15 protein-coding genes are annotated in these 17250 nt (G+C 71.9%); 4 read left to right on the top strand and 11 right to left on the bottom strand.

Annotated features, from left to right (window positions below):
- Positions 1-15: 15 nt before the first annotated feature.
- From NAG42_RS17720 to NAG42_RS17710, 3 genes are read right to left on the bottom strand one after another with little or no spacing between them, the layout of a single operon-like run.
- Entirely contained in the window at positions 16-1638 is a 1623-nt protein-coding gene (locus NAG42_RS17720; protein WP_250031400.1) for a DUF2334 domain-containing protein, read from the bottom strand.
- Positions 1638-2798 carry a non-hydrolyzing UDP-N-acetylglucosamine 2-epimerase gene (gene wecB, locus NAG42_RS17715; protein ID WP_250031399.1) on the bottom strand — a complete coding sequence of 387 codons (1161 nt, stop codon included), beginning with the start codon at positions 2796-2798 and terminating at the stop codon, positions 1638-1640. The genes NAG42_RS17720 and wecB overlap by 1 nt, the downstream gene beginning before the upstream one ends.
- A gap of 19 nt (positions 2799-2817) precedes the next feature.
- Positions 2818-4164, bottom strand: coding sequence for a glycosyltransferase (locus tag NAG42_RS17710; protein ID WP_250031398.1), 1347 nt, complete (start codon positions 4162-4164; stop codon positions 2818-2820).
- A 450-nt stretch (positions 4165-4614) separates the two neighbouring features.
- On the opposite strand from NAG42_RS17710, the gene NAG42_RS17705 reads away from it, so the two are divergent.
- Positions 4615-5667, top strand: a complete 1053-nt coding sequence (locus NAG42_RS17705) for a YncE family protein (RefSeq protein ID WP_250031397.1) — start codon at positions 4615-4617, stop codon at positions 5665-5667.
- Between the two features lie 117 nt (positions 5668-5784).
- Positions 5785-6204, top strand: coding sequence for a DUF3224 domain-containing protein (locus tag NAG42_RS17700; protein WP_250031396.1), 420 nt, complete (start codon positions 5785-5787; stop codon positions 6202-6204).
- Here the strand turns inward: NAG42_RS17700 and NAG42_RS17695 are convergent, their stop codons facing one another.
- The 6 genes from NAG42_RS17695 to NAG42_RS17670 form a co-directional block, all read right to left on the bottom strand.
- Positions 6205-7026, bottom strand: coding sequence for a class I SAM-dependent methyltransferase (locus NAG42_RS17695; RefSeq protein ID WP_250031395.1), 822 nt, complete (start codon positions 7024-7026; stop codon positions 6205-6207). It lies immediately after the preceding gene.
- Between the two features lie 164 nt (positions 7027-7190).
- Positions 7191-8447: an MFS transporter gene (locus NAG42_RS17690; RefSeq protein WP_250031394.1), complete on the bottom strand. Its 1257-nt coding sequence runs from the start codon at positions 8445-8447 to the stop codon at positions 7191-7193.
- A 35-nt stretch (positions 8448-8482) separates the two neighbouring features.
- Positions 8483-9502, bottom strand: a complete 1020-nt coding sequence (locus NAG42_RS17685; protein WP_250031393.1) for a hypothetical protein — start codon at positions 9500-9502, stop codon at positions 8483-8485.
- Positions 9503-9584: 82 nt separating this feature from the next.
- Positions 9585-10253 carry a response regulator gene (locus tag NAG42_RS17680; RefSeq protein WP_250031392.1) on the bottom strand — a complete coding sequence of 223 codons (669 nt, stop codon included), beginning with the start codon at positions 10251-10253 and terminating at the stop codon, positions 9585-9587.
- Entirely contained in the window at positions 10250-11242 is a 993-nt protein-coding gene (locus NAG42_RS44910; RefSeq protein ID WP_250031391.1) for a sensor histidine kinase, read from the bottom strand. Before NAG42_RS44910 ends, NAG42_RS17680 begins: the two co-directional genes overlap by 4 nt.
- The gene (locus NAG42_RS17670; protein ID WP_250031390.1) at positions 11239-12663 is read right to left on the bottom strand and encodes a serine hydrolase domain-containing protein; all 1425 of its coding nucleotides are present in this window, start codon (positions 12661-12663) and stop codon (positions 11239-11241) included. The genes NAG42_RS44910 and NAG42_RS17670 overlap by 4 nt, the downstream gene beginning before the upstream one ends.
- A gap of 94 nt (positions 12664-12757) precedes the next feature.
- Between NAG42_RS17670 and NAG42_RS17665 the strand changes: the two genes are divergently transcribed.
- Entirely contained in the window at positions 12758-13510 is a 753-nt protein-coding gene (locus NAG42_RS17665) for a YdcF family protein (RefSeq protein WP_250031389.1), read from the top strand.
- A gap of 4 nt (positions 13511-13514) precedes the next feature.
- Here the strand turns inward: NAG42_RS17665 and NAG42_RS17660 are convergent, their stop codons facing one another.
- Both NAG42_RS17660 and NAG42_RS17655 read right to left on the bottom strand, forming a co-directional pair.
- Positions 13515-14711 (bottom strand): fatty acid desaturase family protein, encoded by a 1197-nt coding sequence (locus NAG42_RS17660; RefSeq protein ID WP_250031388.1) that lies wholly within the window; start codon positions 14709-14711, stop codon positions 13515-13517.
- A gap of 11 nt (positions 14712-14722) precedes the next feature.
- On the bottom strand, positions 14723-15793 hold the full coding sequence (locus NAG42_RS17655; RefSeq protein WP_250031387.1) for a ferredoxin reductase: 1071 nt from the start codon (positions 15791-15793) through the stop codon (positions 14723-14725).
- Between the two features lie 111 nt (positions 15794-15904).
- Here NAG42_RS17655 and NAG42_RS17650 point away from each other — a divergent pair, with 111 nt between their 5' ends.
- Positions 15905-17110, top strand: coding sequence for a PucR family transcriptional regulator (locus NAG42_RS17650; RefSeq protein WP_250031386.1), 1206 nt, complete (start codon positions 15905-15907; stop codon positions 17108-17110).
- The last annotated feature ends 140 nt before the right edge of the window (positions 17111-17250 follow it).

Raw genomic sequence — 17250 nt, 5'->3', positions numbered from 1 at the left:
GCTTCGGGTGCGACGTCAGCCGGCGAGCATCGTGGCCGCCGGGACGAAGGTGTAGCCCTCGGCCTTGACGCCGGTCACGACCTGCTTGAGGTAGTCGGTGCCGAGGTAGGGGTGGTAGAAGAAGCTGGCCACGCCGTCGCGGACGACCAGGTTGCGCTCGGCCGCGCCGATCAGGTCGGCGGGCAGGCGGGCCGGGTGGTTGTTGAAGGCGTCGGGCTCGACGTTGCCGATGTTCTCCGGTACCACGACCGAGCCGTAGACGTCCCGGACGGTGTACGGGAAGAACTGGCCGAACTGCTTCGCGTAGTCGATCTTGGCCCCGGTCAGCACGCCCGGGAAGTACAGCCCGCGGTCGTAGCGCTTGCCGAAGATCGAGTTGACCGTCTGGTAGTCGACCGCGCTGGCGGCGTAGTGCGGGAACTCGAAGATCGTGGGCGTGCCCAGGCCGGCCGCCGCGAAGACCAGACCGGAGGCGACCATGCGGCTGGTCGCCCAGGCGGCCGAGTCGCCGGCCACCGGGCCGTCGTAGATCACGCTGTCGTTCGCGTCGACGTGGGCGGCGTAGAACTCGAAGTCGTTGGCGCTGACCCCGTCGTACGGGTTGGCGATCGAGCCGTACTGGTGGGTGTAGCCGTGCATGAGCAGCGTGCCGCCCTTGCTCTGCATGTACTTGAGCGCGGCCACCACCTTGGGCTTGCTCAGCAGCGTGTAGTCCTGGGCCTTGCCGCCGTTGTTCACACCCTTGGGGTCGCGGTACCGCGGGTAGACGGCCACCGTGAACGGCACCTTCTGCGACGACAGGTAGTCGGCGACCGCCTTGAGCTCGGCCGGGTCGGAGTCGGGGCCGACGTCCTCGATCCGGACCAGACCGCGGTGCCGCTCGGCGCCCGTGGTGCCCAGCGCGTCGAAGAGCAGGTCGGCGAAGGCCAGGTAGCGGTCGTCGTGGGTCACGTAGGCGAAGGGGATCTCGCCGACGTAGGTGAAGTTGCCCGACCGGACGGCCCACGGGAAGGTCGTGCCGTCCGGCCGCACCGCCGTGGCCAGCGTGGTCACCTTGGCCGGGTCGCTGATCGACAGGTTCATGATGCCGGACTTGTTCACCGTGTCGCGGGTGAGCTTCTGCTGCTTGTAGTCGACCTCGGCCACGTCGGCGAAGTCGAAGCCGCCGCTGGTGAAGCCGAGCCGGGCGGCCAGGGCGGGGTCGCTGGTGAGCTGCCAGATGTTGTCGTACAGCCAGGTCACCGGCTTGCTGGTGGCGCTCACGTCGGTCAGGAAGGCGGCCGGGATCGGCTCGTCGTAGGTCGAGCCGACGTAGATGACCGCGGTGTAGGAGTTGAGGTCACCGGCCCGGTAGGAGCCGACCGGCGCCGCCGTCCACGAGCCGAAGTGCGAGCTCAGGTTGGCCGTCTGGGTCGCGTAGACCTCGCCCATCCAGCCGTAGGCGCCCGTGGTGTCGTACAGGACGAGGGTCTTGGCGGTGCCGCCGCCGGGCGCGGCCTTGCCGGACTTGGCCGCGGGCAACGCGCTCACGACGGCGGCCGGGGTGACCGCGGCCTCGGCGCTGACCGAGCTGAGGGCGAAGGCGCCCAGCGTGACGGCGGCGACGCCGGCCGAGAGAAGAGGCTTGGGGAAACGCATCAGCGGGACACTCCAACCAGGGCTTCGGGAGAGGCGGTGAGACCGAGCAGAGCGGCGGTGGCCTGGGCCGTGCGCCGGGCGGCGAGTCCGTCGCCGTACGGGTTGCCGTTGACCGTCATGGCGTCCCGGCGGGCCCGGTCGTCGAGCAGGGCGGACGCCTCGGCGACGATCAGGGCGGTGTCCGAGCCGACCAGCTTGGCGCAGCCGGCGTCGAGCGACTCGACCCGCTCGGTGACCTCACGCAGCACCAGCGCGGGCACGCCGAACGACGGCGCCTCCTCCTGGATGCCGCCCGAGTCGGTCAGCACGAGGTAGGCCTCCGACAGCAGACGGGACAGGTCCGCGTACGGCAGGGGGTCGGTGACCGTGACCCGCTCGAGCCCGGCCAGACCGGCCTCCACCTGCGCCCGTACGGCCGGGTTGGGGTGACTCGGCAGGATCACGTCGATGTCCGGGTACTTCGCGACCAGCGTGCGGACCGCGGTGAGGATGCGGTCGAGCGGGTGACCCCACGACTCGCGGCGGTGGGCGGTGACCAGCACGAGTCGGTTGGTGCGGCCGGCCCGGGCGGCGGCGACGACCGGGTTCTCGTACGGGAGCTTGCGCCCGGCCACGGCCAGGGTCGCGTCGACGACGGTGTTGCCGGTGACCATCACGTCGACCGGGGCGACGTTCTCGTCGAGCAGGTTCATCGCGGCCAGCGGGGTCGGCGCCAGGTGCAGCGAGGCGACCTGGGCGACCAGCTTGCGGTTGGCCTCCTCCGGGAACGGCGAGTCCAGGTCACCCGAGCGAAGACCCGCTTCCAGGTGGACGACCGGGATCCGGCGCCAGAACGCGGCCAGCGCGCCGGCCAGGCTCGTCGTGGTGTCGCCCTGCACGATCACCGCGGCCGGCGGCCGGACGTCCCACAGCGCGTCGAGCTCACGGACCATTCCGGTGAGCAGCTCGGCCTGGCTGCCGGTGGTGCGCTCGACAGTCAGCGTGACGTCGGGGGTGAGGTCGAAGGCGGCCAGCGCCTGGGTGACCATTTGCGGGTGCTGACCGCTGGCCAGCAGCACCGGCTCGATCAGGCCCTGCTCACGCATGGCCAGCACGACGGGGGCCAGCTTGACCGCTTCGGGGCGGGTACCGCCGATCAGGTGCACTTCGGGGAGCGACATCGGGATCTCCTGGGGGGTCTCAGGCGGCCAGCGCGAGAGCGGTGGTGGTGGGGAGCGGTTCTTCGGCCAGGCGTTCGGTCTTGGCCCAGGCCTGCCGGCCGGTGGCCTGGCGGCCGATGGCCCGATAGGTGGCGACCAGCCCGAGCAGCAGGAAGGCCGGGTAGGCGAGGGCGGCGACGAGCAGCCGGGGCAGGGTCTCGTCGCGGAGGCGGTAACGGTGCACCAGCGCCCAGACGAAGCCGGGGAACCAGGTGACGCCGAGCCAGACGCCGCCGCTCATGCCGAGCTCGGTCCAGCTCGAGATCAGCGAGATCGGCCGGCCGAGGATCAGCCCGGTCGTGGCGACCAGGACCAGGCCGGCCAGGAACACGGTGACCAGCGCGTTGATCCACGGCGAGAACAGGTAGTGCAGGACCTCGCCGAGCGAGGTGAGGCCGATCCGCTTCGAGGCCACCAGCTGCCGCAGATAGCGGGCGCACTGCAGGTTGCCCTGGGCCCAGCGGGTGCGCTGCCGGGTGAGCCGGCGGACGTCGACCACGGCCTGCTGGGTGACCGCGGCCCGCGCGGTGTAGCGGATGCCGACCCCGGACAGGTGCATGCGCAGGCCCAGCTCGAGGTCCTCGACCAGGCAGGCCGACCACGGCGCGTCGCCCAGCGTGAGCAGGGCCGAGAGCCGGGTGAACTGGCCGTTGCCGCCGAGGCCGACGGTGTCGAGCCGGTCGCGCAGGCTCTGGCAGGCGTTGACGATCGTGCCGAACTCCAGGTCCTGCACCGCACCCAGCAGCCGGTTGCGGTTGCGGATGCGCACCTGCACCTGCACCGCGCCGATCGCCGTGTCCCGCAGCATCCGGGAGACCTCGAGCAGGATGTTGTGGCTGCCCTGCCCGTCGCCGTCGATGATGCCCAGTACGACCTTGTCCGGGCTGACGCCGTCCCGCGCGGTCTGCTCGGCGATGTAGCGGTAGGCGGCGTTGAGCGCCTCACCCTTGCCCTTGCGCGCGTCGGGCAGCTCGCGGCGCATCACGTGCAGGCGAGGGTGGTCGATCGCGGCCAGCACGTCCGGGGTGCCGTCGTCCGAGCCGTCGTCGACGACCAGGACCCGGGCCAGCGTGTTGCCCGGCCCGCTCAGCGCGAGTGCGGCCCGGACGGTGTTGCCGACCACGACCTCCTCGTTGAGCGCCGGCACGATGATCCAGAAGTGCTCGGGAGTGCCGTCACCGTGCGCCAGCGACCGGGCGACGAGGTCGTGGCGGCGCGAGGCGACGTAGCGGACCGCGATGGTCACCAGGGCCACCGTCGAGATCGGCCAGGAGAGCATGAGCGCGTAGCCGGCGACGAGGATCAACCCGCCGTGTGCTCCGAACATCGCTACCTCCGACTCGTCACTTTTCGTGATGTCGTCCGACGAACGTTTGCCGTGCCGCTGGACGTAATAGGACAATAAGAAGCTACGCAGCGTGAAACAAGAGCGGTTGCCTGGCCGACGGCACTCTCTGGCCAAACGGCTGAAGTCAGACATCTCAGGCGGGGCGCAGGAGGTCGAAACCGGGCATGATCCGGGCTATTGCCGCGAAGCGGTCGGTCCGCCCCGGCGGCCGGCGATTTCACGGTCCGTAATGTCGGCGTTCGCGCTGAGCGAAGCGGCGTCGGCGCCGGTCTGGTCACTAAGCGTGTTTTAGCTGTCGCGCGGTACGGGCCGGACATGGTCGGTGCCCTGTGGTATCAATTGACCACTCTGGATCGGTGCGCGGGGGCGAGACCGTCCAGTCCGTGCTGCCCCCTGCCCGTTCCTCCCGCAGTAGAAGGAGGAAGATCGGTGCGCAGTCCTGTTGTGTTCCTCGCCGCGCTCGTGACGTGCCTGGGCGGCCTCGCCGTCGCCCCGGGCACGGCTCAGGCCGCGGCCCAGCCCACCGTCACCGTGCTGCCGTTCGGCAACCCGGCCGACGTCGTCTCGTCCGGCGACCGCGTCTTCGTGAGCGGCGGCCGGGACACCACCCAGATCGTCGTGACCTCGGCGACCGGCGTCATCACCGGCACCATCGACGGCCTCGCCGGTCCCACGGATCTGCAGCTCAGCAACGACCGGCGCACGCTCTATGTGGCGCTGCCCGAGGCGGGCCGGATCGCGGCGTACGACACCGGCTCGCTCACGCAGTCGGCGCTCTACGACACCGGTGCCGGCGGCTGTCCGTCGACGCTGGCCTTCGGCGGCCGTTACCTGTGGTTCGGCTACGGCTGCGGCGGCTGGGACGGCCAGATCGGCAAGATCGACCTCGCCCGCCAGCCGGCCGTCGTGACCACCGGCCTCGCCGCACAGACCTTCTACGGCGCGCCGCGGCTGGCCACCGCGCTGCGCAACACCAAGGTGCTGTTCGCCGGGCAGGAGAGCCTCAGCCCCTGGACCGGTTACTCCTACACGATCGGTGCGGCTGGTGCGCTGACCCACGTCAGCACCACCGACCACGTCTCGGTCGGCTCCAACCTCGGCGACGCGGCACTCGACCCGACCGGCACCACCGTCTACACCGCGAGCGGTGCGCCCTATTACGTGCAGTCGTTCTCGATGGCCGACCTGACCCAGGCCGGTCCGACCTACTCGACCGGTCCCTACCCCGACGCGGTCGAGCTGACCCGCGACGGCACGCGCCTCGCCGGTGGCGTCTCCTCCTCGTACGACGCCGACGTGTTCGTCTTCGGTGTCGACGGCGCCGAGGTGGCCCAGTTCGAGCTGGGCGGGCAGGACCACCTGCTGGTGCGCGGCGGGCTGGCCTGGGCGCCGAACGGCCGGCGGCTCTACGCGATCAGCAACGACGGCTACTTCTACGAGAACCCGGCCCAGCTCCACGTGCTGCCGATCCCGGCGGCCTGAGCCGGGGACGGCGGCTCACCGCCTTCGCCGTACGCGGTGAGGGCGGTGAGGGCGGCCGACCGCTATCCGGGGAGAACCTGACAGGCCGTGTCAGTCTCTGTTCATAAGCTGCGGGGCATGCGAGCAACCGGAACCTTCGCCGTAGCCGACTTCACTCCCGCCCCGCTGCTCGCTGCCGGCGTCACCACGGGCTTGCCGGTCGGCCTCGCCACCATGCGCAAGAGCTTCAGCGGCGAGGTCGACGGCCGGTCCGAAACGGTCTTCACGGCCGCCTTCGACCCCGGGAGCAACACCGGGACGTACGTCGCGATGGAGTCCTTCGAGGGCAGCGTCGCCGGCCGCACGGGCGCCTTCAACTTCGTCCACTCCGCCACCACGACCGGCGGCGGACGGCAGGCCGAATTCCTGACGATCGTCCCGGGCAGCGGCACCGGCGAGCTCTCCGGCATCCACGGAGCGGGCGCCCTCGCGGTCGACGAGGACGGCACCCACCGCGTCCACTTCGATTACGAGTTGACCGGGGGCGCGCCTCGGTGATCACCGCTCGGCGACGACCACCATGCGGTGGTGCCGCGCCTGCAGCGGCTCGCCGTCCTCGCCGTACGCGGTGAGGACGGCGAAGCCCGCAGCGGAGCACCAGTCGCGCAGCTCGGGAAAGCCGAAGAGCCGCTTGAGGAAGGTCAGCCGCCGGACATGGCCGTCCCGGATCACCGTCCGCTCCACCTCGAAGCGGCCGGTCAGCGGGTCGAGATGGTGCCGGTCGACCAGCATGTCGCCGTTGCCGCGGGCCGCGGTGACCCGCGACGGCGTGTACGACGTCAGGAACCTGGTCTGGTTGTCGAGGTCCATGGCCAACCGCCCGCCGGGCCGCAGCACCCGCACGATCTCGTCCAGCACACTGCGGTTGACGTCGTCGTCGAAGTAACCGAACGCCGTCGTCCAGTTGACCACCCGATCGAACCGGCCCGTCCAGGCCGGCAGCTCGCGCATGTCGCCCAGCACGTAGTCGGCCTCGACACCGGCCGCGGTCGCGTCGGCCCGGGCCCGGTCGAGGAAGACCGCCGACGAGTCGAGGCCGGTCACCTCGCACCCGCGCGCGGCCAGGGCATTGGCCAGCGCCCCGTGCCCGCAGGCCAGATCGAGCACCCTCATCCCGGGCTTCAGATCGAGCAGCCGCCACACCAGGTCGGCCGCGGCGGTCGGGCCGGTGTAGGCCGTGCCCACCACCGGCCCGTGCGTGGGAGCGCCGCCGGCGGCGCCGGCTCCGGAGCCGATTCCGGCTTCGGCTTCGGCTTCGGCGAAGAAATGCAGATAGTCCTCGTCGTACATCGATGTCGCGTCGAACAGATCCCCCGTCACGCAGTCACCGTACGAACGCCCGCGCCACCCGACAACTGATATCGACGGCGCACCACGGTTCTACGAGTGAGCCGGATACCGGAGCCTCCGGCTGCGCGATCGGGACGATCACCATCTGGCGTACGAGATGGTCGCCCCGGCATCGGCGGGGCGAGCGGTAGTGATCAGCGGTCTGCGTCGGCGCTGCGCTCGCCGGCGACCGGCACGATGAGCGCCGCGACCAGGGGGAAGGCGGCGATCACGGCGAAGCTCGGCGCGAAGCCGGCGGCACCGATCGCCAGGGCCACGGCCGGGGGTACGGCCGCGGTGAGCACGTTCTGGCCGGTGGTCTGGATGCCGAGGGCGCGGCCGGCCCAGGCCGTCCCGGCGTATTCGGCGACCGCGGTGAACGACAAACCGTTGCTGCTCACCGCCACCACGCCCAGGACGAGCAGGACGGGCACGGCCAGGCTCGACCCGGCGGCCGCGGCGGCGGCCAGGGCCAGCAGGCCCGCCCCGGTGGTGACCGCGATGATCCGTATGGGTCGCAACCGGCTGCCGGTGCGGTCCGACCAGAAACCGGCCCCGAGGCGGCTGAGTGCGCCGAACACCTGCGCCCCGGCCAGCAGGTGTCCGGCGGCCAGGGGCGTCCAGCCGCGGACGTCGGTGAGGAAGACGAGCGCGAACGTCGTGATCGTGAACTGCGGGATCACCAGGAGCGCGCTGGCACCATGAATGCGCCACAGGCCGGGGGAGCGATAGGGCGACCCCTCGTTCGCGGCCGTCGGGCGTCCGGTGGCCGACTGCCGCGAGGGCTGGGGCAACCCCTCGGCCGTCGGGCGTCCGGTGGATGGCTGCCGCGAGGGCTGGAGTGACCCCTCGGCCGTCGGGCGTCCGGTGGACTGCTGCCGGGCCGGATCGCGGACGAACACGAATGCCATCGTCGCCGCGGCCAGGAACAACGTCGCCAGGAAGACCAGCGGCAGGTCGAGGCCCCGGCCGGCCAGCGCGGGCAGTGTCGCCGCGCCCAGGGCCAGACCCAGCGGGCCCGCGCTCTGCCTGATCCCCATGGCCAGGGCGCGCTCGTGCCGCGCGAACCAGCCCAGGATCAGCCGGCCGCTCGCCAGCACCGAGGCGGCGGCCGCACCGGCCAGCGCCAGGCAGACGGCCAGGCTCACCATGCCGTGTGCCCACCGGGCGGCCAGCACGAGAAGCCCGGCCAGCCCCAGCCCGGTGGTCAGCACGAGGCGCTCGCCCCACCGGTCGGCCGCGGCGCCCCAGGCGATGAGCGTCAGCATCACGCCGGCGGTCGGACAGGCGACGAGCAGGCCGGCCTGTTCCAGCGTCAGGCCCTCGTCGCGGAACGCCGGGATCAGGTACGCCGGCCCGAACTGGAACGTGCTGCCGGCCACCATCGCCATCGTCCCGACGACGAGGATCAACCAGCGCCTGCGGTCACCTCGCGCCCGCTCCCGGGTCACGTGTAGTCGAGCCACTCCTGATACGCGACCCGGGCGTACTGGTTCAGCTCGCTCCACCAGACCGACTGCCGGGCGGCACCGGTGCGCTCGGCCAGCCATCGGGACCGGACGGCCGGGGCCTCGACGGTGAGCCCGGCCCACAGCGGGCTGGTCGCGTCGGCGGTCTGGTACGAGATCCGCAGCCACTGCTCGGACCGGTCCCGGGCGTACCGTTCGCGTTCGGTCCAGGCCGCCGGCTGCCGGGCGAACAGCGTGCGCACACTGTCCCAGGCCCGCAACGCGCTGTAGGCGTCCGCGGTGCCTTCCCGGGCCGCGCGGTCGACGGTGACGGCGCGGACGGTCTCGCTCCTCGCGTGCTGCCACCGCAACCACTCGTCGGCGACGTACTGCGCGCGGAACTCGTCGACGTCGATCCGGGCCGCGCTGATCCAGCCGTAGCGCAGGAATTCCGCCGCGTCGGCATCGGTGCGCACCGCGGCGGCCCGCTCGCTCGCCGTCCGGCCCTGATCGAGGAAGCGGACGCCGTAGACGGCGTCGTGGTCGGCCTCGGTCACCAGGGCCGCGCCGTCGTCGTACGGGATCCGGGCGTCGTCCTTGGCCAGGGCCGCCGAATATCCGGTGCCGGCGAACGCCGCCAGCTCGTCGTCGGTGCCCGCGGCCGCCCGCCGGGCCTCCGCGTCGACCCACGGGAAGGACTGTGCCGGATGGCCGGTCGCCATCCGGTTGGCGAAGGCGAGGTTGCTCGCTCGGACCTGCGCCGCCTGAGTCACCGCGGTCGCGTAACCGGAGGCCAGGAAAGCCGTGGCCGCACCGGTCACCGCCGCCTCGGCCGCCGCCCGGACCGGCGTCCGCGGGTCGGACACCGACAGCCAGCGGACGAAGTCGCGCTCGGCCGCCGCCAGATCGGCCACCAGGTTCGGCGCCACCGACCGCTCCGCGGCCCGGGCCGCCGGCGGCAGGGCCGCCGCGCCCACCGCGACTCCGGCGGCACCCAGTAACACTTGTCGACGCCTCATGATCATCTCCCCGTGGATTCCGCACGCCGCTCACCGTCATCGATGAAGCGGTCCGCCATTGAAACACACGGCCGCCCCTCGCTCACCCCTCACCGAGGTCTCCACCGATCAGGTCGGCCTCGTAGGCGACGATCGCCGCCTGGACGCGGTTGCTCAGCCCCAGGCGCAGCAGGATGGCGCTCACATGCGCCTTCACGGTGCCCTCGGAGAGCGAGAGTCCGAGTCCGATGTCCTGGTTGGACAAGCCCCGGCCGACCAGGGCGAGCACATCACGCTCGCGCGGGGTCAGCCGCTGCACCTTCGCGCGGGCGGCGTCGGCCCGGGCGAGACGGCCGCCGGTCAACCGGGTGATGACCTTCCGCGCGATCCGCGGTGACAGGTAGGCGCCGCCGTCGGCGACGGCGCGAACCCCGATGAGCAACTCGCGGGGGTCCGATGCCTTGAGCAGAAATCCGGCCGCTCCGCCGGCCAGGGCCCGAGCCACGTACTCGTCCTCGTCGAACGTGGTCAGCATGATCACCGCCACGCCGGGCATGGCGACGCGGAGCTCGGCCGCGGCGGACAGGCCGTCCATCCGGGGCATGCGGATGTCGAGCAGGGCGATGCCGGGTCGGTGGGCGCGAACCAGGTCCACGGCCGCCCGCCCGTCGGCGGCCTCGGCGACGACCTCGATTCCCGGATCGGTGGCCAGGATCGACCGGATGCCGGCCCGGATCATCGCCTCGTCGTCGGCCAGCACGACGCGTATCACCCGGGTGCCTCGGTCTCCTGGTCACCCGACCGGCACGGCAGCCGGGCGACCACGGTGAACCCGTCGTTGTGCGGCCCGGCCGACAGGGTGCCGCCCAGAAGTCGTACCCGCTCGCGCAGGCCGGCCAGGCCGCTGCCGTCACCGGCCGGCCGGTCGGCGGAGGCCGACCCGGAGTCGATCACCGTGACCACCACGGCCCCATCGCTATGGTCCATCCGCACGAGCACCTGTGCTCCCGGTGCGTGCCGGGCAGCGTTGGTCAAGGCCTCCTGCACTACTCGGTGCGCGGCCCGGTTCACCAGCGTCGGCCAGGCGCCGGTGGTAGTGGCAGCGGCGTCGAGCTCGACAGTCAGGCCGGCCTCGCGGGCCCGGCTGACGAGTGCCGCCACACTCTCGTCCGGCGGCTCGAACCCGGGGGAGGCCTCGCGGAGCAACCCGACGGTGTGCCGGAGCCGGTCCGTCGCGGTGACCGCGGACTCCCGCAACTGAGCCGCCGTCTCACGGTTCCGCTCGCTCAGATCGGCCGACAGCTCCAGCGCCCCCGCGCGCAGGGCGATCAGGGCCAGCTCGTGACCGAGCGAGTCGTGCATGTCGGTGGCGATGCGGGCGCGTTCCTGCAACCGTGCCCGTTCGGCCGTCATCTCCCGCTCCCGTTCCAGCCGGACAACGCGCTCCCGGCCGGCCAGCACCAGCTCGGCCTGCTGCCCCCGGAAGCATCCGGCCAGCCAGGGCAGCACCACGACCAGCGCCACAACCACCAGCGCTCCGGCGCCGTTCCAGAACTCGGGTCTCAGAAAGGCACCGGCCGGGGCGGCCGCGACAACCAGCAGCAGCCCGTCACGACGCTGATGCAGGTGGCGTCCGTGCAGGTAGGCGGCAACGGCCAGCCCGACGAACAGGACCTGTCGCCACGGCGGCAGACGATCGAGATACAGCCCGTTGGCCAGGCCGGCCCCCGCGATCGCGGCCAGGGCAACCCGTCTGATCACCGGCCCGGCCCGGCCGATCGAAGCCTGACCAGCCGGACCGCGGCCGTAGCCACGCCGGCTGCCGCTGCCACCGCGAGGGTGATCGTGAGGGGTGCGGCGAAGTAGGTCAGCTGTTCCCAGGTGACCGTCCGTCCGCTCGAGAGGAAGGACACCAGCACGGGGTGGAGCGCGAGCACCACGACCGGCACCAGCAGCGGAGTCAGGCTGAAGGTGATCCGCCACGCCGGCCGCCCGGCGCTCCGGCTCGCCCAGCGACGCGCGCGCAGCACGCCGAGCACCCCCAGCACCACCGCGGCCGCCACGATCACGCCCAGCACCGTTTCGGCCAGCTGCCGGCTGCCGCCCGGCGCCTCCGGGGTCTGGCCCCGGGTGAGCGCCAGCAGCCCGGTCATGATGTCGTACGTGTCGTCGTAGAGGCCGGCACTGTTGGTCATGACCGCGAAACCGTATCCGGTCGCCGGGTCGATGGCCTCCACCGCGGTGTACGTGAACAGGTTGCCCGAGTGGACCAGCAGGTCGGCGCCGTTCACCGTCACCGGTGACCACCCCATGCCGTAATCGCTCACCGCCGACGGACTGTGCATGACAGCCAGGCTCCGCGGGGTGACCAGCCGGGTGCCGTGCCCGGACTGGCTGATCAGCCAGCGGCCCATGTCGGCCGCGGTGGTGACCACCCCGCCGGCGCCGCCGCCGGGGGACCCGGCCAGTTCCGGCCGCGGCACCCAGACCCCGAAGAGCGAGTTGAAGCCCGGGGACGGCCTGACCTCCTGGTCGCCGACGGCGCTGCGACTCATGCCGAGCGGGCCGAAGACGCGCTCCCGCAGGTAGTCGCCGAAACTCCGGCCGCCGATCACCTCGACCAGCCGGGCCGCCAGCTCGTAGTTCACGTTGCAATAGGCATATCGCGTACCCGGTTCGGCGGCGAGCCGCCCGCCGCGGAGCGAGGCCACGTAGCCGGCCAGGGTCGGCGCCGACTCCGCCGCGCCGATGTCGACGGTCCGGTCGGACAGACCCGACGTCTGGTTCAGCAGCTGCCGCACGGTGATCCGGCCGGCCCGCGTGTCGGACATCGCGAACCCGGGCAGTCGCCGGGCGACCGGCTCGTCCAGCCCGAGTTCGCCGTCGTCGACCAGCGTCATGACCGCCATGGCGGTGAACGACTTGCTGAGCGACGCGACCCGCATCGGGGTGTCCGCGGTGATCGGCGCACCGGCCGCGTCCCGCCCGAGGCCGGCTGCGTGCACCACGGTTCCGTCGTGGGTCACCACGGCCGACATCCCCGGCAGACCGGTCGAGTTCAGGGCCTGGGCGAGATACGCGTCGACCGTGGCCGCGGACACTTGGCCGGTGGGTGCGGCCCCGGCCGGGCCCGGGGTCAGGGCCAGCCCGGCCGCGGCGGCGGCGAGGAACGTTTTTCGCATGCCGGAAACGCTAGGGAGCAGCGCTCCCGGGCGAATCTGCCGATCCGCCACCATCACCCCTGACGAAAGTCAGGGGTCGCTCTAGGCTCGAGCGGTGATCGAGGCCGGCGCCGCGGGAAACGTGAACACGCTCGTCGATTTCTGCGCGATGCGGGATCCGGACGCGCTCACCAGGGAGGTGGACGTCGCCATCCTCTTCGGCGGCAGCATCCTCGCCGGTGGTGACGTCCTCGCCCGGGTCATCGCGGACGGCATCGCCGCGCGGACGATGATCGTCGGCGGTCAGGGACACTCCACCGATGTGCTGCGCGAGGCGCTGCGGCAGCGGATGGGCTGGGTCGATGTCGAGGGGCGCAGCGAGGCCGCGCTCTTCGAGCGCTACCTGCGGGAGCGGTACGACGTGGGAGCCGACCTGCTGGAGCACGAGTCGACCAACTGTGGCACCAACGTCCGCAACGCTCTCGCCATGCTGGCCGCCGCCGGCGTTCCGCACCGGCGGATCCTGATCATCCAGGACGCCTCGATGCAGCGGCGGATGGACGCCGGGTTCCGGCTGCACGCCCCGGATACGCGGATCGTGAACTTCGCCGCGCACCGGACGCACGTGGACGCCGGCCTTCGCTGTCCGGAGGCGCCGCTCGGCATGTGGACCCCGCAGCGCTATCTGTCGCTGTTGATGGGGGAGATCCCGCGCCTGACCGACGGCCCGGATGGGTACGGGCCGTCGGGGCGCGGGTTCATCGCCCACGTGGACGTGCCGGCCGAGGTGAGCCGGGCCTGGTCCGCCCTGCGTACGGCCGGGGTGGGATCGCCCCGGGTCGCCGACCCGCGGTGGGCCGGCGCCTGATCGGTCAGGGAGTGCCGGCGAGCTCGGCGGCCGGCGTCGCGGGCTGGACGCGGCGCCAGCGGGTCGAGACGGCGGGAGCCTTCTTCTCGACCGGGCGGCGGACGGCGGCCTCGCCCCGGTTGGGCAGCGACAGGCGGATCACCTTGTACCAGGCCGACGCGACCTGCTTGGGCAGCGGACCACTGGTGTACGAGAGCCCGTACCGCTGGAAGAGGTCCTGGATCCTGGGGGCGATCTCCTTGTAGCGGTTGCTCGGCATGTCGGGGAACAGGTGATGCTCGATCTGGTGGGACAGGTTGCCGGTCATCAGGTGCATGGCCCGGCTGCCGCTGATGTTGGCCGAGCCGAGCATCTGGCGCAGGTACCACTCGCCACGCGTCTCACCCTCGATGGACGTCTTCTCGAACGTCTCGACACCGTTGGGGAAGTGGCCGCACATGATGACCGAGTGGCTCCACAGGTTCCGGATCACGTTGGCCGTGGCGTTGGCCGCGATCGTGTGCAGGAACGACGGGCCGGACAGGGCCGGGTGCACCACGTAGTCCTTGAGCACCTGCTTGCCGATCTTGTTGCGCACCTTGCGCAGCCCGGCCCGGAACTTCGGGTCGCGACGGCGTTCCTTGGTGGCCAGATTCTTGCCCAGTTCCAGGTCGTACGCGGCGATGCCGTACTCGAACAGGCAGGCGTTGACGAAGTTCCAGAGGGGCTGGCCCAGATGCATGGGGTGCCACTTCTGGTCCTCGTCGACGCGCATGATGCCGTAGCCGAGGTCGTTGTCGCGGCCGACCACGTTGGTGTACGTGTGGTGCAGCTCGTTGTGCGAGTGCTTCCACTGCTCGGCCGGGGAGGCGTGGTCCCACTCCCACTTCGTCGAGTGGATCTTGGGGTCGCGCATCCAGTCCCACTGGCCGTGCATGATGTTGTGGCCGATCTCCATGTTCTCCAGGATCTTGGCCACCGTCAGGCCGGCCGTGCCGACCAGCCAGGCCGGCGGGAAGAGCGAGAAGAGCAGCACCCCGCGGCTGCCGAGCTCGAGCCCGCGCTGCCACGCGATCACCCGCCGGATGTACGCGGCGTCGTTCTCACCACGGCTGCCCATGACCTCGTCGCGGATGGCGTCGAGCTCGATGCCGATCTGCTCGATGTCCTCTGGAGTCAGGTGGGCGACCGGGTTGGCCTTCTTGCGCTGGATCGTGGTCATGCACAGTCCTCTTAAAGGTCGATCTTGCAGGGGCCGGCGGCGGCGGAGATGCAGGTCTGGATCGGGATGTTGTCGCCCGGCTCGGCGACGGTGAGCTGCCCGTCGCGCAGGTCGCGCACGGCGCCCTCGCGCAGCGGCAGCACGCAGCTGAAGCAAATGCCCATCCGGCAGCCGGACGGCATGAGCACGCCGGCCGCCTCGCCGGAGTCGAGCAGTGGCTCGGAGCCGTCGGTCTCGACGACCGTGCCGGACTGGCTGAACGTGACCGTGCCGCCGCCCGCGCTGCTGATCAGCGTCGGGCGGAAGCGCTCGGTCCGCAGCAGGTGGCCGGCCTCGGCGTCGGCCCAGTGCGTCTCGAGGTCGTCGAGCATCTCGTTGGGCCCGCAGGCCCAGGTCCGGCGCTCGAACAGGTCGGGCACCAGCTCGTCGAGGTCGGCCGGTTTGAGCCGGCCGTCGGTCCGGGTGTGCCGCTCGATCAGCCGGATGCGGCCCTCGGCGGCCAGGGCGCGCAGCTCGGAGCCGAAGACGACGGCCTCCCGGGTGCCCGCCGAGTGCACGACGACGACGTCGGACAGCTCGTGCAGCGCACTGCGGAGCATGCCCATGACCGGCGTGATGCCGCTGCCCGCGGTGACGAACAGCGCCTTGGCCGGGCGCGGCCGGTCGAGCAGGAACTCGCCGGTGGGCACGTCGAGGTGCACGATCATGCCGCGCTTGGCCCGGCGGACGAGGTGCGTGCTCACCAGGCCGTCGGGGACCGCGTTGACCGTGATGGTGAACCGGCCGTCGCGGCGCTCCGGGGCGCTGGTGATCGAATAAGAGCGCCACTGCCGTACGCCGTCGACGTCGACACCGACGCGGACGTACTGCCCGGGCTCGTGCCGCACCCAGCCGCGACCGGGCCGCAGCACCAGCGTCACGCTGGTCTCGGTCTCGGGGCGCACCGCGTCGATCTTGGCGCGGAGCACCCGGGCGTTGCGCAGCGGAGCGATCACGTCGAGGTAGTCCGCGGGGACCACCGGCGTCGTGATCAGCTCGACGACGCGCCAGGCGCCGGTTCGGACGGTGCGGATAACAGCCACGTAACAAGCGTCACTCGTTGTCGGGGTAGATTCCTGACCACACGAAGTGAATTTAACCGGGGCTTTTGTTCGCGGGGGACAAGCCACGGAGGCTAAACGGGAGGAATCGTCGTGGCCGAGCCCCTGCCGGATGTCCGAACTTTTCGCTTGTCACCCGATGTGGTCGCGCCACTGCGGGACCGGCTGCCGCACGTCGCCCTGCAGACCATCGATGCGATCACGGCCGAGGTGCCGGCCTATGCCGACGCCTTCGCCGGGGTGCTGGGCGTGAAGATCGAGCGGGCCGTGCGGGCCGCCCTGGGCACGTTCCTCGAGCTGGTGTCGCGAGCCTACAGCCCCGATCCGCGCTCGCCGCTCGCTCCGGCCCTCGAGGCGGCGTACGCGCTGGGCCGGGGTGAGGCGCGCAACGGCCGCAGCCTCGACGCGCTGCTCGCGGCCTATCGGGTCGGGGCCCGGGTCTCGTGGCACGAGCTGGCCGCGATCAGCCTCAGCACCGGGCAGCCGGCCGCCACCGTGGCCCACTTCGCCGAGCTGGTCTTCGCCTACATCGACGAGCTCTCCGCGGCCAGCGTGGCCGGGCACGCCGACGAGCTGGCCTCCTCGGGCCGGGCCCGGCTGCGCCACCTGGAGCAGCTCGCCCAGGCGCTGCTGGCCGGCGAGCCCGAGCACACAGTCGTGCTGGCCGCGCGGCGCGCCGACTGGTCACCCCCGCGCACTCTGACCGCCGTCCTGGTGCCCGAGCACGCCGCCCGGACGGTGGTGGACCTGCTCGATCGGCGCACGCTGCAGCTCAGTGAGGCCGGTCCGGGGGCGCAGGACCTGTCGGTGCTGCTGGTCCCCGACGCCGACAGCAGCGGACGGGCGGCGTTGATGGGCCTGCTGCGCGGCCAGAGCGCGATGGTCGGTCCGGCCCGGCCGTGGCTGCGGGTCAAGGACTCGTACGAGAGGGCCGTGCGCACCCTGCGAACACCCGGGGTGCCCCCCTCGACGGTGGTCGACACCGAGGACCACCTGGCCACCCTGGTGCTCACCGCCGATCCGCAAGCCCTGGCCGACCTGCGGGCGCGCGTGCTGGAACCGCTGGCCGCCGCCCCCGAGGAGTCGGCGGCCAAGCTGACCGAGACCCTGCGGAGCTGGCTGCGCCACCAGGGCCGGCGCGACGACGTGGCGGCCGAGCTGTTCATCCACCCGCAGACCGTCCGCTACCGGATGACCCGCTTGCGCGAGCTCTACGGCGACCGCCTCCGCGACCCCGAGTGGATCTCCGCCCTGATCATCGCCCTGACCGTCCGCGACGTCCCGGAGTTCTCCGCGTGACGCGGCGGGCTGACCGGGCGACTTCCCGGAGTTCTCTGGGTGACGCGGCCGCGGCGGCGGGCTGAGCGGGCGAGTTCACAGAGTTCTCCCAGAAGCTCTGCGGCAGCGGTCAGCCGGGCCGAGCAGCATCGGCGGCATGA

Source organism: Paractinoplanes maris (genome assembly GCF_023544465.1).
Taxonomy (GTDB): Bacteria; Actinomycetota; Actinomycetes; order Mycobacteriales; family Micromonosporaceae; genus Actinoplanes; species Actinoplanes maris.
The sequence above is the reverse complement of the archived record's forward strand: the minus strand, read 5'-3'. Positions and strand labels throughout refer to the sequence as shown.